The sequence below is a fragment of the Nocardiopsis alkaliphila YIM 80379 genome (genome assembly GCF_000341005.1).
Lineage (GTDB): Bacteria > Actinomycetota > Actinomycetes > Streptosporangiales > Streptosporangiaceae > Nocardiopsis > Nocardiopsis alkaliphila.
This window is the reverse complement of the sequence record NZ_ANBD01000004.1, coordinates 15,828-31,005: the sequence shown is the minus strand read 5'-3', so window position 1 is coordinate 31,005 and position 15,178 is coordinate 15,828. Positions and strand designations below refer to the sequence as shown.

11 protein-coding genes are annotated in these 15,178 nt (G+C 69.7%); 4 read left to right on the top strand and 7 right to left on the bottom strand.

What is annotated here, in order from left to right; genetic code table 11:
* Window positions 1-21 precede the first annotated feature (21 nt).
* On the bottom strand, window positions 22-3,735 hold the full coding sequence (locus D472_RS0100715; protein WP_017602580.1) for a nitrate reductase subunit alpha: 3,714 nt from the start codon (window positions 3,733-3,735) through the stop codon (window positions 22-24).
* A 301-nt stretch (window positions 3,736-4,036) separates the two neighbouring features.
* Here D472_RS0100715 and D472_RS27005 point away from each other — a divergent pair, with 301 nt between their 5' ends.
* From D472_RS27005 to D472_RS0100705, 3 genes are read left to right on the top strand one after another with little or no spacing between them, the layout of a single operon-like run.
* Window positions 4,037-4,585: a hypothetical protein gene (locus D472_RS27005; protein ID WP_051045907.1), complete on the top strand. Its 549-nt coding sequence runs from the start codon at window positions 4,037-4,039 to the stop codon at window positions 4,583-4,585.
* Entirely contained in the window at window positions 4,564-6,618 is a 2,055-nt protein-coding gene (locus D472_RS27000; RefSeq protein ID WP_051045906.1) for a multicopper oxidase domain-containing protein, read from the top strand. Before D472_RS27005 ends, D472_RS27000 begins: the two co-directional genes overlap by 22 nt.
* The gene (locus D472_RS0100705) at window positions 6,618-7,061 is read left to right on the top strand and encodes a hypothetical protein (RefSeq protein ID WP_017602579.1); all 444 of its coding nucleotides are present in this window, start codon (window positions 6,618-6,620) and stop codon (window positions 7,059-7,061) included. The genes D472_RS27000 and D472_RS0100705 overlap by 1 nt, the downstream gene beginning before the upstream one ends.
* A gap of 159 nt (window positions 7,062-7,220) precedes the next feature.
* On the opposite strand, the gene D472_RS0100700 is transcribed toward D472_RS0100705, so the two are convergent.
* From D472_RS0100700 to D472_RS0100690, 3 genes are all read right to left on the bottom strand, one after another.
* Entirely contained in the window at window positions 7,221-8,009 is a 789-nt protein-coding gene (locus D472_RS0100700; RefSeq protein ID WP_017602578.1) for an SAM-dependent methyltransferase, read from the bottom strand.
* A 238-nt stretch (window positions 8,010-8,247) separates the two neighbouring features.
* Entirely contained in the window at window positions 8,248-9,615 is a 1,368-nt protein-coding gene (locus tag D472_RS0100695; RefSeq protein WP_017602577.1) for a carboxylesterase family protein, read from the bottom strand.
* Between the two features lie 130 nt (window positions 9,616-9,745).
* Window positions 9,746-10,312 (bottom strand): TIGR03086 family metal-binding protein, encoded by a 567-nt coding sequence (locus D472_RS0100690; RefSeq protein ID WP_026117248.1) that lies wholly within the window; start codon window positions 10,310-10,312, stop codon window positions 9,746-9,748.
* Window positions 10,313-10,447: 135 nt separating this feature from the next.
* Between D472_RS0100690 and D472_RS0100685 the strand changes: the two genes are divergently transcribed.
* Complete coding sequence (locus D472_RS0100685) at window positions 10,448-11,623, top strand: saccharopine dehydrogenase family protein (protein WP_017602575.1); 1,176 nt, start codon at window positions 10,448-10,450, stop codon at window positions 11,621-11,623.
* Between the two features lie 22 nt (window positions 11,624-11,645).
* On the opposite strand, the gene D472_RS0100680 is transcribed toward D472_RS0100685, so the two are convergent.
* From D472_RS0100680 to D472_RS0100670, 3 genes are all read right to left on the bottom strand, one after another.
* Window positions 11,646-12,092, bottom strand: a complete 447-nt coding sequence (locus tag D472_RS0100680; protein ID WP_017602574.1) for a hypothetical protein — start codon at window positions 12,090-12,092, stop codon at window positions 11,646-11,648.
* 125 nt (window positions 12,093-12,217) lie between these two features.
* Window positions 12,218-13,219, bottom strand: a complete 1,002-nt coding sequence (locus D472_RS0100675; protein ID WP_026117247.1) for a hypothetical protein — start codon at window positions 13,217-13,219, stop codon at window positions 12,218-12,220.
* A gap of 392 nt (window positions 13,220-13,611) precedes the next feature.
* Window positions 13,612-15,102, bottom strand: a complete 1,491-nt coding sequence (locus D472_RS0100670) for an aminopeptidase P family protein (protein ID WP_017602572.1) — start codon at window positions 15,100-15,102, stop codon at window positions 13,612-13,614.
* Window positions 15,103-15,178: the final 76 nt, after the last annotated feature.

Sequence of the window (15,178 nt, the reverse complement as noted above, 5' to 3'; positions counted from 1 at the left end):
CCCCCGTTCCGATCGACCGCATCAGTACTCCACCTCTTGGGAGCGTCGACGGATGACCGTCACCTCGTCGCGCTGGTTGCCGGTGGGACCGATGTAGTTGAAGGCGTAGCTCAACTGGGCGTAGCCGCCGACGAGGTGGGTGGGTTTGATCAGGAGTCGAGTGATCGAGTTGTGGATGCCACCGCGTTTTCCGGAGGTCTCGGCTCGGGGTACGTCGATGAGTCGGTCTTGGGCGTGGTACATGTACACGGTCCCCTCCGGCATGCGGTGGGAGACGATGGCGCGGGCCACGACCACGCCGTTGCGGTTGACCGCCTCGATCCACTCGTTGTCGCGCACGCCGACCTTGTCGGCGTCGGCTCCGCTCATCCAGATGACGGGGCCGCCCCGGGAGAGGCTGAGCATCAGGAGGTTGTCCTGGTACTCGGAGTGGATGGACCACTTGTTGTGCGGGGTCAGGTAGCGCACGGTCACGCCGAGTTCGCCGTTGTCACCGATCTGCGGTTCCTCGAAGAGTCGGTGCATGTTCAGCGGTGGACGGAATACGGGCAGGTTCTCCCCGGCCTCGGTCATCCAGTCGTGGTCGAGGAAGAAGTGCTGACGCCCGGTGAGGGTGTGCCAGGGCTTGTTCCGTTCGACGTTGATGGTGAACGGGGAGTACCGGCGTCCGCCGCTCTCACTGCCCGACCATTCGGGTGAGGTGAGCACCGACACCGGTGCGACCTGTACGTCGGCGAAGGTGATTCGTTTGCCCTCGCTCTCGGCGGACAGGTCGGCCAGCTCGGCGCCGACACGTTTTTCCAGTGTTCGAAAGCCCTGGGTGGCCAGGCGCCCGTTGGTGGTGCCCGACAGGGCCAGGATCGCCTCGCACATCTGGGAGTCGCGCTTGAGCGAGGGGCGCCCGTGTGCTGGCCCACCGCGAATGGTGCCGTTGGCCCGGGCCAGGTAGTCGATCTCCTCGCCCACCTCGTAGGTGATGCCCTTGGTGGTCACCCCGAGTTCGTCCACGAGCGGTCCCAGAGCGCCGAGCCGGGCGGCGATCGCGGTGTAGTCGCGTTCGACCTCCACGAGCCTTGGCATGGTCACACCCGGGATCGGCTCGCACTCACCGAACCTCCAGTCGCGCACGGTGCCGTTCGGGGTGGCCATCGCGTCGGGGGTGTCGTGGGTCAGCGGCACGGCGACCACGTCCCGCCGTGTGCCCAGGTGGTCCACGGCCAGTTCGCTGAACCGGGTGGCCAGGCCGTGGAAGGCGTCGAAGTCGGTGCGGGCCTGCCAGGGCGGGGAGATGGCCGGGTTGAACGGGTGCACGAACGGGTGCATGTCGGTGGAGTTCAGGTCGTGTTTTTCGTACCAGGTGGCGGCCGGCAACACCACGTCGGAGAAGACCGTGGTGCTGGTCATGCGAAAGTCCAGGGACAACAGCAGGTCGAGCTTGCCGCTGGGGGCCTCGTCCCGCCAGACCACGTCCCGGGGCCGCTTGTCCGGTGGTGCCTCCTCGGCCCGCAGGGAGGAATCGGTTCCGAGCAGGTGCTTGAGGAAGTACTCGTTGCCCTTGGCGGAGCTGCCCATCAGGTTGGCCCGCCACACGGTCAGGACCCGTGGCGAGTTCTGCGGGGCGTCGGGGTCCTCGCACGCGAAGCGCAGGCGCCCCTCCTTGAGTTCGCGGGGCACGTACTCGTTGATCGAAAGTCCGGCCTCGCGTGCGTCGTCGGCCACGTCCAAGGGGTTGCGGTCGAAGGTCGGGTAGGAGGGCATCCAGCCCAGGCGTGCGGACTGGGCGATGACGTCGGCGGTGGTCATGCCCTTGAACAGCCCCTTGCCCAGGCCGGAGGAGACCTGGTCGGCGCTGAAGCGGTCGTAGCGGTACTGGTCACTGTGCAGGTACCAGTACGCTGTCTGCACCATCTGGCGGGGCGGACGCACCCAGTCCCCGGCCGAGGCCATCTGGTTGTAGCCGGTGAGCGGACGGGTCTTCTCCTGGCCGACGTAGTGCGCCCAGCCGCCGCCGTTGACGCCTTGGCAGCCGGTGAGGGTGGTCAGGGTGAGGAAGGCCCGGTAGATGGTGTCGGAGTGGAACCAGTGGTTGGTGCCGGCTCCCATGATGATCATGGATCGGCCCTTGGAGTCCTCGGCGTTGGCGGCGAACTCACGGCCGATCCTCGCGGCGCGCGCGGCCGGGACGCCGGTGAAGGTCTCCTGCCAGGCCGGGGTGCCCGGCTCGTCGGGGTCCTCGTAGCCGTTCGGCCAGGTTCCGGGCAGGCCCTGGCGGCCCACACCGTACTGGGCGAGGAGCAGGTCGTAGACGGTGGTGACCAGGTGTCCGTCGACCTCGCGCACCGGTACGCCGCGACGGGAGGGGGGAGCGTCCTCGGTGTCGAAGCGGGCCAGCAGGACCTCGACCGCCTCGTGCGTTCCCTGGTCCTCGTACAGGGTGAGTCGGGGGCGCGTGTCGCCGAGTTCGAGGTTCCAGCGTCCTTCGCCTTCCTCACCGTAGCGAAAGCCCAGCGAACCGTTGGGGACCACCGGTTCTCCGGTCTCCTCGTCCAACACGACCGTCTTGAAGGCGGCGTTCTCCTCCTCTCGGCCCAGGTCTTGGGCGGTGAGGAACTTGGCGGGGCGGTAACCGTCCTCGGTCTCCTCCAAGCGGACCAGGAACGGAAGGTCGGTGTAACGACGCACGTAGTCGTCGAAGTAGGGGGTGGTGCGCTCGACGAAGAACTCGCGCAGGACCACGTGTCCCATGGCCATGGCGAGCGCGCCGTCACTGCCCGGTCGTGCGGCCAGCCACTCGTCGGCGAACTTGGTGTTGTCGGCGTAGTCCGGGGAGACCACGACGACCTTTTGGCCCCGGTAACGGGCCTCGGCCATCCAATGCGCGTCCGGGGTGCGGGTGACCGGAACGTTGGAGCCCCACATGATGAGGTAACCGGCGTTCCACCAGTCGCCGGACTCGGGCACGTCGGTCTGGTCACCGAACACCTGCGGGGAGGCGACGGGCAGGTCGGCGTAGAAGTCGTAGAAGGACAGCATCGACCCACCGATGAGCCCGTAGAAGCGGGATCCAATGGCCTGGGAGACCATCGACATCGCCGGGATCGGGGAGAAACCGGCGACGCGGTCGGGGCCGTGTTCGGCGACGGTGTGCACGTGGGCGGCGGCCGCGATCTCCAGGGCCTCCTCCCAGGAGGCGCGGACCAGGCCTCCCTTGCCTCGGGCCCGCTTGTAGCGAGCGGAGCGTTCGGGGTCGGAGACGATGTCGGCCCAGGCCAGGACCGGGTCGCCCAGACGCTCTCGGGCCTGGCGGTACATCTGGAGCAGGACGCCGCGCACGTAGGGGTAGCGGACGCGGGTGGGTGAGTAGGTGTACCAGGAGAAGGCGGCGCCGCGTGGGCAGCCGCGGGGTTCGTATTCGGGGCTGTCGGGGCCCACCGACGGGTAGTCGGTCTGCTGGCCCTCCCAGGTGATGATCCCGTCCTTGACGTAGACCTTCCAGGAGCAGGAGCCGGTGCAGTTCACCCCATGGGTGGAGCGGACCACCTTGTCGTGACTCCAACGATCCCGGTAGAAGACATCGGCGTCGCGACCGCCCACCCGGTGGACGCTGCGAAGGTCCTCGGAGACCTCTTGGGGTCGGAAGAACCTGCGGGTGCGAAGGAGCGCCTCGGAGACCGGTCCGTCCGTCCCCGGGGCGGGTACGTTCTCGGGGTCTTCGCGCGATTGGTTGCGGGACACTGCTGAGGTCCTCCCTCTGACGGCGACCGTTTCCGGCCGTCTTGGTGACCTTTTCGCCCACTACCTCATCAGTCACATTCCTCCCAGACCATCGCCAAGCGTCCACCATGTCCGGGCGTCGGCCCCTTTACTCGAAGGACCGAAGGCCCTTCACAAAAGGGCCATGGAACGTTCACTCACGGCCCTGCGCCCCCATGAGGAACACCCCTGTTTCCACCACGGTGGTACTGACCGGGGATTTTCCGGCGCGGGACCAAAGGCTCACCGCTCCGGCCCTCTTGCGACCCGGAACGGAGCCCTCTTGCCCGCCACCTTCGTGCGCATCGAACGTCCGGAGCAGTCACCGCCACCACCCCCACACGCGTCCTGGCACGCCAGGGCCAACGTGGTCGCCCTGGCCTGGGCCCTTCTGGCGCTGGTGGCCACCGCCCTGGCCCATCCCCTCGGGGCACCGAGTCGGCTACCGGTCCACCTGTTCCTGCTCGGCACGGTCACCAACGCCATCGTCACTTGGACCGAGCACTTCACCGTGGCGTTGCTACGCCTACCCGCGCCCTCGGACCGGTTCCAGGCGATCCGGCTGGCCGTCCTCAACGTCGGGATCGTCGCCCTGGTCGGTGGTGCGACCCTGGGGATGCTCGCCGTCGCGGTACCCGGCGCCCTGACCGTGCTGGGCGTCATCGTCGTGCACACCTTCGACCTGGCGTCGAGCTCCCGGCGCGCGCTGTCCGGACGCTTCGGGCACCTCACCCGCTGGTACACGGGGGCGGGCGTCTCTCTCGTGGTCGGGGCGTCACTGGGCGTGGTGATGCTGTTCGGCGCGGCCACTTGGAGGCCCAGCAGCGGCTGATCGCCGCACACGTCCACCTGAACCTGCTGGGTTGGGTCGGGCTGTCCGTGCTGGGCACCCTCTTCACTCTGTGGCCGACGATCCTGCGGACCCGGATCGTGGACGGCACCGCGACGCTCGCCCGGCGGTGCCCATCCCTCCTCCTGACGGGGCTGGTCGTGGCGGCCGCCGGGCTGAGCTTCGACGCGCGATGGGTCGCCCTGGCCGGCTTGATGCTGTACTCGGCCGGTGTGCTCGTCGTCCTGGTGCCCCTGGTGCGCACCGCGCTCCGCGAACGACCGGCCGGGGCCGCCGCGTGGTCGGTGGCGGCCTCCCTGGTGTGGTTGCTCGCCGCGCTGGTGGTCGACATCCTGGCCGTGGCCGGCAACGCCCCGCACGAGGTATTCGCCGCGCTGCAACCCCTGATCCCCCTGTTCCTCGTGGGCTTCGTCGGTCAGGTCCTGCTGGGCTCCCTGACCTACCTGTTGCTGGTGGTGCTGGGCGGTGGCCCCAAGGCGGTCCGGGCCAACGGCGCGTTGCTCGAACGAGGGTGGCGTGCGCGCCTGGTCTGCCTCAACCTCGCCCTGCCCCTGACGATGCTGCCCGGTGCGCCCGGCGCCGTGGCCTGGGCGGTGGTGCTCATCTGTGCTCTGGTCTTCGTCGCCTTGGCCATGACCGCCGTGGCACGTGCCCGGGAGGTCACGGTCTCCCCCGCCGTTCTGGGCACGGGGGTGGGCGCGGTGCTGACGGTGCTCGCCCTCGTCTTCGCCCTCAGCGGCACCGCGGGCCAGGCGAGCGGCGTCGGACCGACCGGTCAGCTCAGAACCGTCGAGGTGGCTTTGGGCGACATGGTGATCGAACCCGCCACCGTCACCGTGGATCCCGGGGACGCGCTCGTTCTCCAGGTGCGCAACGAGGACGCCCAGCCGCACGACCTGCGCATGGACAACGGCGCGCGGACGCCGGTGCTGGGCCCCGGGGAGAGCGCCACCCTGGAGGTCGGCGTGGTGGAGGACTCGTTGGAGGGCTGGTGTTCGGTGATGGGTCATCGCGCCGCCGGCATGACCATGACCGTGCTGACCACGGACTTCGATGCCGGCGCACCGACCGACCAGAGGGGACACTCCGGTTCTCACCCTTCGGCAAGTGCGGGGCACACCGAAAGTACCGAAGCCTGGGAAGCACTCGACCTGTCCGGGGAGATGAGTCGGGGCTGGGAGCCCTTGGACCCGGTGCTCCCACCGGCCCCCGACGTCGAGGAACACGAGGTCCAGATCAGGGTGAGCGAATCCGAACAGGAGGTCGCCCCAGGTCTGCGGCAACCGGTGTGGACCTTCGGTGGCACCGTGCCCGGCCCGATCCTGCGCGGCGGCCTCGGAGACGTCTTCACCATCACCCTGGTCAATGACGGCACGATGGGGCACAGCATCGACTTCCACGCCGGGGCCTTGGCCCCCGACGAACCCATGCGCACCATCGCGCCCGGTGAGGAACTCACCTACCGGTTCACCGCGCGAAAGGCCGGGGCGTGGCTCTATCACTGCTCGACCAAGCCGATGACCCATCATCTGGCCAACGGCATGTACGGAGCGGTGATCATCGACCCGCCCGACCTGGCCGAGGTCGACCGTGAGTACGTCCTGGTCCAAGGGGAGCTGTACCTGGGTGAGCCCGGCGGGGCCGAACAAAGCGCGCGCATCCGGGACGGCCGGCCCCACGGATGGATGTTCAACGGAACCGCCGCCGGGTACGAGCACGCACCGCTCCCGGCGAAGGTCGGCGAGCGTGTCCGGGTCTGGGTGGTCACCGCCGGCCCCACCAGTGGCACCTCCTTCCACGTCGTGGGCACGTTCTTCGACACCGTCTACAAGGAGGGCGCCTACCTGTTGCGACCCGGCGAGGACGGTGGTGCCCAGGCCCTGGACCTGGGGGTCGCCCAAGGCGGGTTCGTGGAGACCGTGTTCCCCCAGGCGGGGCACTATCCGTTCGTCGATCATGACCTGCGCCGCGCCGAGGCCGGTGCGCACGGGCACTTCGCGGTGGGAGAGGACTGATGGAGGACGCTCTGTGGGCCGGGGTGCGCTTTGTGCACGTCGTCTCGGCCATGGTGTGGGTCGGTGGTCAGCTCACCGTCTCGTTGGTGGTCCTACCCTTGGCCCGACGTATCTTGGACGGTGAACGGCGTTCCACGGTCCTGACCGCCATCGGTCGCCGTTTCGGGAGGCTCACCGGTGCGGTCTTCCTGCCCGTGCAACTGGGCACCGGTATCGCCCTGGCGTGGTCGGTGGGGGTGACCTGGGCGTCGTTGGCCGTACCCGGGCACGGCCGGGTCCTGGTGGCCAAACTGCTCCTGTTCTGTGGAGTGATGGCCGCCGCTTCGCTGCACGGGGCGGCCAACGCTCGGGGCAGGGCACGCCTGGCCCGGACGATGGCGGTGACGAGCCTGGTGGCCTCGGTGGGCGTGGTGTTGTTGGCGACGTTGCTGCCGAGGATCTGAGCCCGAACGCCGCACCCGGTCCCACCGGCGTGGGGGGCGAGGCGGTTCCTTGACGTCCCCTTCCCCCTGAAGGCGAGGGATCCCGGCGACCGCTGTCCCTCAGCGGGTCGGGTGGGCGGGACGCATCGCCGCGTCCCGGCCACCCGGAACCGGTCGGGGTCAGGGCTTGCGGGCGACTCCGCAGTACTGGTCGACCTCGCTGGGCGTGCCGACCTCGCTGGCGGCGGGACGCCAGAAGTTCGCCGACACCACTCCGGGCTCCAGCAGGTCCAGGCCCTCGAAGAAGCCCTCGATCTCCTTGGGGGTGCGCAGGTGGTAGGGGATGGCCGCGGTCTCGTTCCACCGGCGGGCGGCCTCGATCATCGGTTCACTGGTGGCCGTGCCGTCGCACATGGCCAGGAAGCTGCCCGAGGGCAGCGCGTCCACGTAGGAGCGGACCGTGGCGTAGGCCTGCTCGTTGTCGGGGGTGTGGCCCATGGTGCCCAGGATGGTGAGCCCGATCGGCCGGGTGAAGTCCAGGTGCTCGCGGGCACTGGCCAGGACGGACTCGGGGTCGTGCAGGTCGGCGTCGACGTAGTGGACCTCGCCCAGCTTCTGTCCGGTCAGGATGGCACGGGCGTGCACCAGGACCATGGGGTCGTTGTCGACGTAGACCACCCGGGCGTCGGGGGTCACGGCCTGGGCGACCTCGTGGGTGTTGTTGTGGGTGGGCAGGCCGGTGCCGATGTCGAGGAACTGGCGCACGCCCTCCTCTCGGGCCAGGTGGGTGACGGCGCGGATCAGGAACTGCCGGTCGGCACGGGCCGCGGAGACCATCTCCGGGTAGGCCTGGAGGACGTAGTCACCGACTTCACGGTCCACGGGATAGTTGTCCTTGCCGCCCTGCCAGTAATTCCAGACCCGGGCGGAATGGGCCTTGGTGGTGTCGATGCCCGGAAGTTCGGTCATGGTGCCGCCTTGTCATGAGGAGTTGAACTTCCTGACATTCTTCCGACTTACACCACTTTGGACAATCCCGAATCACTTGCCACACAAGGCTTTCCGTCGAAAACGAGCACTCTCTCAGTCGATCACGGCAGCGGCCTCGACCTCCACCAACAGGCCCGAACACGCTTCGATCGGTCCGTCCCACGGACACGGGGCATGAAAGGCAAGGGGACTCGAACGGAGCCCTGGCGCCGACCCCTCAGGGCCGGGAACTCGACGAACGGTGCACGGTGAGGCTGTCGGAGGCGGCACGGGCGGCCTCGGCGGACACCGTGCCGGTACGGGCGAAGTCCGCCCACACCCGGCGCACGGCGCGGCCACGCCGATCGATCTCCTCCCAGGTGGTACGCCCCACGAGGCTGGTGCCCTCCCAAGAGCTCCTGGTGCCCAACAGCAGCGGGATGTCGGTGATGTGCGCGGCCCCGAACCGGCCGCCCTCGGGGCGCCAGGTGAACGTGTACCGGACGGCGTCGCCGCCGCCCCGGCGGTGCCGGCGGGCGAACGCGCGAGCGGGTCCGGTGTAGATGCGCCAGGTGGTGGCGCGGATCAGGATCCGGCGCAGCGTGGAACCGACCAGCGGCAGTTCGATCACCTTGCGCACGGCCGGGAGGGCCTCGGTGAACAGCCCGGTCTCCTGACTGGTCGCACCGATGAGCAGGTCGATCCGGGGCGCCGCCTCGCGCCAGGCCCGCCCCCGGTCGGCTTCGGCGGGCAGCGGGTCGTGCCCGTAGCGGACACCGAACGGCATGGCGCTGCGCAGCCCGAACGACTTCGCGGCCTGGGCGGCCTTGTCCTGTAGGGCGAGGAGGTCACGGACGGAGGTATCGGGCAGCAGGGCGCCGGCGGCCCGGGCCATCGCCTCGGACATGCGGGTGCGCCCGGACAGCAGACCCAGCGGGGCGCTCTGAACGATCGCGCGTCGGAACAGACCTTCGGTGCCACGGGCGATCATCAGGTGGGCGACGGCGTCTCCCCCGGCGGACTGTCCGAAGAGGGTGACCCCTTCCGGGTCGCCGCCGAAGGCCGCGATGTTGGCGGCCACCCAGCGCAGCGCCGCCACCTGGTCCAGGAGTCCGAGGTTGGCGGGCGAGCGGCCGGGCAGGTGCAGGTAGCCCAGGACACCGAGCCGGTAGGTGACCGAGACCACGATGACCCTCTGTTCGGTCACCAAACGGGTGGGGTCGAAGATGGGCAGGTCGCCGGCGCCGGTGACGTAGGAGCCGCCGTGGATCCACACCAGGACGGGCAGCCGTTCGTCCTCGGCCAGGTCGGCGGGGACGGTGAGGGACAGGCGTTGGCAGTCCTCGTCCTGGCGGTCGGTCCGGATCCCCTCGATGGCCTGGGAGACCACCTCCGAGGACCCCTGCGGGGCGGCCGCCGCGGCCCGGGTGGCGTGGAAGGGTTCGGTGAACGGCGGGACCGGCTCCGGCGGTGCGAACCGTTCGGCACGCGCGTAGGGGATCCCGAGGAACCGCAGGACCTCGCCCTGGGCCTTCCCGATGATCGGGCCGGCCGGGGCGTCGACTCGATGGTGTTCGTCCTGGGTGAGAGGGGTCGATTCGGTCATGGGTCCCATCCGGATCGTGTGGGTGGGCCGGCCCCCGCCGCCCTGGTGGACGAGGGTACCGGAGCGGGCGCCGCCCCCGAGCGTGCGATGCGCCCAGGGTGGCCGTCGGTCCCACCTACCATGATCGGTGCTAGACCTTGCGCCCGGTGAGGGCGAGGAGCCTGGTCTGGATGCCGGCCTCCTCTGGCACCGGAACAGGATCGTCGAACATGCCGCTCGCCGCCAGCTCCCCGTGCCGCTCACGGGTCCACGCGTACAGCTCCTCGACCAGGTCGGGGTCGAGGTCCTCGTCCGCCCCGATGGCCCGGGCCAGGTCCCAGGCGTGTACGGCCAGGTCGAAGGTCATCTGCCATAGGTACACCTCGGCCGGGACGTCACCGAAGGACAGGTGTACCTCGCGGTCGAGGGAGGAAGGGGCGACCCAGGCGGTACGGGCCTCGCGGGCGGCCACCGACCAGGTGGTCGCGGGTGTCTCACCGAGGTTGTCACCGTCGAACCGGTCACCCACCTCCTCGATCCGGGCTCCGGCGAGCAGATGGGGGACCCAGAGCTGTTCGGAGGTCAGATGGTTGACCAGGTCGTGTACGTCCCAATCGGTGCAGGGCGTGGGCGATGCCCAGTCGGTGAGTTCCACCTCCCTGACTCGACGGTCGAACTCCTCCATCGCGGTGCCATGCAGGTCGATCAGCCGCGTCACGAAACCTCCCGGTGGTGTCACTCCTCTTCGCCGAAGCGACCTACCCGGCCGGGCGGGTCCCCACACCGGCGGCCCCGACCTGCCAGACTGTGACACCGACAGAAACGACTCGAAGGCCGATCAACAAGGGAATCCATGGAACGTGGTTACGACATCGTCCTGTTCGGAGCGACCGGGTACACCGGAGCACTGACCGCCGAATACCTGGCCGAGCACTCCCCACGTGAACTGCGGTGGGCCTTGGCCGGACGCAACGTCGACAAACTGGAGGCGCTGCGGGCCGAATTGGCCGAGATCGACCCCGACCGGCCCACGCCCGACCTGTTGTCCGCCGACGTGGAGGACCCCGCCTCGATCCGCGCCCTGGCCGCCGCGGCCCGGGTGGTCATCAGCACGGTGGGACCCTACGCCGAATACGGGGAGCCCATGGTCGCGGCGTGCGCGGAGGAGGGCACCGACTACGTGGACCTGTGCGGCGAACCGGCCTTCGTGGACCGTATGTACGTGAAGTACCACACCATCGCGCGACAGACGGGCGCACGGCTCGTACACGCCTGTGGGTTCGACTCCATCCCCTACGACCTGGGCGTGCTGTTCACCGTCGAGCGGTTGCCCGAGGGGGTGCCGCTGCACGTGGAGGGTTTCGTGCGCGCCAAGGGCAGCGCCTCGGGCGGCACTTTGAGATCGGCGCTGGGTGCCTTCTCCGATCCCTTCGAGATGAAGACGGCGGCTCGAGAACGCAAAGCCCTGGAGGGAGAACCCGAGGGACGCCGGGTGCGTATCGAACGGGGACTGCCGCGTACCCGACTGGCCCGTGGATGGACGTTGCCGATCCCCAGCCTGGACCCGCAGGTGGTGGTGCGTTCCGCGGCCGCGCTGGAGCGGTACGGACCCGACTTCGGCTATGGGCACTACGGGGCGTTCCGGTGGTTGACCAGTGCCTTGGGCGCCGCCGGTGGCGCGGCGGGGGTGATGGCCGCCGCGCAGGTGCCGTCGCTGCGGGAGCGGTTGATGTCGTTGCGTTCTCCCGGCGAGGGTCCCACCGAGGAGCAGTTGGCCGGTGGGTGGTTCACCGTCCACTTCGTGGGTTCGGGTGGTGGCCGCCGGGTGCACACGCTCGTATCGGGTGGTGAACCCGGATACGGGGCGACCTCGGGGATGCTCGCGGAGTCGGCGCTGTGCCTGTGGCAGGACGAACTGCCCGCCACCTCGGGGCAGGTGACCACGGCGGTGGCCATGGGCGAGGCGCTCATCGAACGGTTGCCCCGGGCCGGGGTGGAGTTCGAGGTGCTGCGCACCTTCGAGGAGTGAGCGACGCCCGACCCGCCGGCCCTCAACGCAGGGTGTGCGGGTGATCGGCGACCGCGAACCGGGCCAGGGCGAGCGCCGCGGCGTCCTCGATGACCCCGCCCATCCAGGCCGGGCGTCCCTGGCTCCACCAGGCCCGCCACCGGACCCCGGCCACGGCGCCCACGGGCGCGGCCAGTGCGGCGGCCACGGCCGCGAGGGGGATCGATCCGTCCAGGTCGCGAGCCAGCAGAGCCGCGCCCCAGGCTCCACCGAGCGAGCGCTGCACCAGGACGGGGCCCTTCGTGCGCTCGGGGACGATCGGTGTCTTGTCCATGGTGATCTCCCCAGCGACGGCCAGGGCGATCAGACAACGTCGGGGGGTGTTCCCCCGAGCGTCGACCCACAGCGGGGCGCCCGGCCCCAGGGAGCTTCGTGCGCCGGCGGCCAGGCCCAGGGCCACCGCGCGTGGCAGGAGACGGAAGGTTCGCATGGTCACCTCTCGACGTCGGTGCGGTGAGTATCGCACCGAGAGCGAGGGCGCGGGGAAGACATACGCGGTGAGTCGCCGATGAGGCGATCGCCCCGCCCACCCGGTGCGGTCATGGGCGTATCGGCTCAAACGTCCACGCGCAGGGCGTAGACACCCTCGGTGGTGGCCAGGACCACCATCCCGTCGGGGGTGGCCACCAGGTCCTCCAGATCACCCGGCCAGGTACCCGGTACCTCCGTCACGGGTCGCCCGGGCCGATCCAGGTGACGCACCCGCAGCCGATCCAGGTACCAGCCGCCCAGTCCTTCGGGTCGGGCGTCCTCCTCCTGGTAGACGGCGACCGCCTCGCCCTCCCACTCCACCAGGGAGGTGAGGGTGCGCGGCCCCCCGAGTTCAGCGATCAGCGCCAAGTCCGGCAGGGAATGGATACGGCCTGCCACCGCGAGCAGGGGACGGCCCCCGACCCGGGCCGCGACGGTCTCGGAATCGGCGTGACTCTCCACCTCGCCCAGGTACTCGCCGTCCTCCAGCCGGTACACCCGCTCACGGGGGTGCTCGTAGTCGGCGAGGATCACCGGGTCGAAGCCCGGGTCCTGCCCCGGAGCCACCAGGTAGTCACCGGCGAAGGACATCCTTTCCCCTCGGGCCTCGTGTCCGGGTCTGGAGTCGGTCAGGTCGGGCACCGTCGCTCCGGTGTAGGGGTCCACGGCCCACCAGCGAGTGCCGCCCTGGCCGTCCTCACCGAACAGGAAGACCACCACTTCCTTGTCCACCACGCGCAGCGCGACGTCGTCGGGCCAGCGTTCCCCCGGCTCGGCCAGGTCGGTCTCCAACAACGGGCTACCGGTTCGGGGATCGCGCACGCTCACCGAACGACGCGAGGCCTGCACCAGGACCGTCTCCGGCCATTCCTCGCCCTCGGGCGCCGATGCCAGGTCGACCGGCCCTTGGACCTCGAAGGCCGGCCCCAGCGGGCGCAGGGAACGCGTGTCGAAGGCCCGCGCCTCGTAGCGCGACTTGCGCGGGTCCGGGGTGGGATCGACGTCGCCGTGCACCAGGACCGTCCGGTCCGCCAGGAACAGGCGCGGAAACCGCAACCCCCTGCGCCACAGCCGCTCCGCGCGCACGAGTCGCCCTCCCCGTCGTTCCTTCACGTAACTTTCGGTCACCACGACGTTATCGGGTGGCACCAGGGGACGTGGCCCCGTCGGGCGATCCCACCGCACGACACACTCGTGTGGATCCTCGTGCCCGGTAACGGTAGCGGAAGTGACCGCGTGGTGAACGCAACCGGCGGACTCCCGCGTACCGGATCGAGTGGAAAAGGTATCGAGGGTGACGCGAGTGGTGGTGAGGGCATGCGCGGCGAGCGAACCGGGACATGAGGAGGTGCTGGAGTCGTACGGGGCCGTCGGTTGGACGTCCCATACCCAGGCCCCGGACGTGCTGATGCGGTCGTTGGCGGGTTCGCACCGGTCCGGGGCCGTTCGCGATCGCGAACGGCCCCGGATCACCGCGCTCAGCGCGGCATGCGCTCGGCCAGCCAGGCCTCGACCTCGGCCGAGGAACGCGGCAGAGCGGCCGACATCACGGTCCGACCCTCCTCGGTGACCAGGACGTCGTCCTCGATGCGCACACCGATGCCGCGCAGCTCCTCGGGGACGGTCAGGTCGTCGGGCTGGAAGTACAGGCCCGGCTCGACGGTGAGCACCATGCCCGGCTTCAGGTCGCCGTACAGGTGCACCTCTTGGCGGGAGACGGCGCAGTCGTGCACGTCCATACCGAGCATGTGGCCGGTGCCGTGCAGACTGTAGCGGCGTTGCAAGCCCAGTTCCAGGACACGGTCGAGCGGGCCCTCGAGCAGGCCCCAGGCGATGAGTTCCTCGGCCAGAACCCGCTGGGAGGCCTCATGGAAGGCGATGAAGGGCGCGCCCGGTGCCACGGCGGCGATTCCGGCCTCCTGAGCCTTGTACACGATGTCGTAGACCTTGCGCTGCAGCTCGGTGAAGGTACCCGAGACCGGCATGGTGCGGGTGACGTCGGCGGTGTAGAGGGTGGTGGTCTCCACGCCCGCGTCCAGGAGCAACAGGTCGCCCTCACGGACCGGACCATCGTTGCGGGTCCAGTGCAGGGTGGTGGCGTTGGCGCCCGAGGCGGCGATGGTGCCGTAGCCGACGTCGTTGCCCTCCACGCGGGCACGCAGGAAGAAGGTGCCCTCGACGTAGCGTTCGGAGGTGTCCTTGGCCTGCGGCAGCGCCGCGACCACGTCGTTGAAGCCGCGCACGGTGGCGTCCACGGCCTTTTGCAGCTGGGCCACCTCCCACTCGTCCTTGACCAGACGATGGTCGGCCAGCCTCACACCCAGTTCTTCGTCCAAACGGGCGGACTTGGCGCGTGCCTGCTCGTCGACGTCGGCGCGTACCTCGTCCACGATCGCGTCGATCTCGGCGTCGTGGCCGCGCACGACGCGCGTGGCGACGGTGTCGGCTCGCAGGGCCGCGGGCAGGGTGCGCACGTCGGCGGTGGGCACGCCCAGCAGGGCGGAAGCCTCCTCCAGGCTGTTGCGGCGCCCGGTCCACAGCTCACCGTAACCACCGAGCCAGAACTCGCCGTTGTCGCGGTTGGAGCGCGGTTTGAGGTAGAGGACCACGTCGTGGCCTCCCCCGGCCCTAGGGGTGAGCACCAGGCAGTTGCCGTCGGTGGTGTCGCCGGTCAGGTAGGCGTAGTTCGTGGCGGCACGGAAGGGGTATTCGGTGTCGTTGGATCGGGTCAGGAGCCGGCCGGAGGGAATGACCAGACGCTCGCCCGGGAAGGCCTCGCTGAGCGCGGTGCGCCGACGAGCGGTGTGCCCGGCCTGCTCGATGGGTTCCAGGTCGCGCATCTCGGTGTCGGCCCATCCGGTGCGCATCCACGCGGCGAGCTCGTCGGAGACCGACTGCGCCTGACCGTTCTTGCGCGGACTGAACTCGGGGGCGTCCATCTCGGCCTGGGGGCGCTGCTGCTCGCTCACGTCGTGACTCTCCTCGTCGAGTTCGTCGAAAGGGTGGGGAAGGTGCTCGGCCGCTGGTGGCGGCCTCGGCATCCAT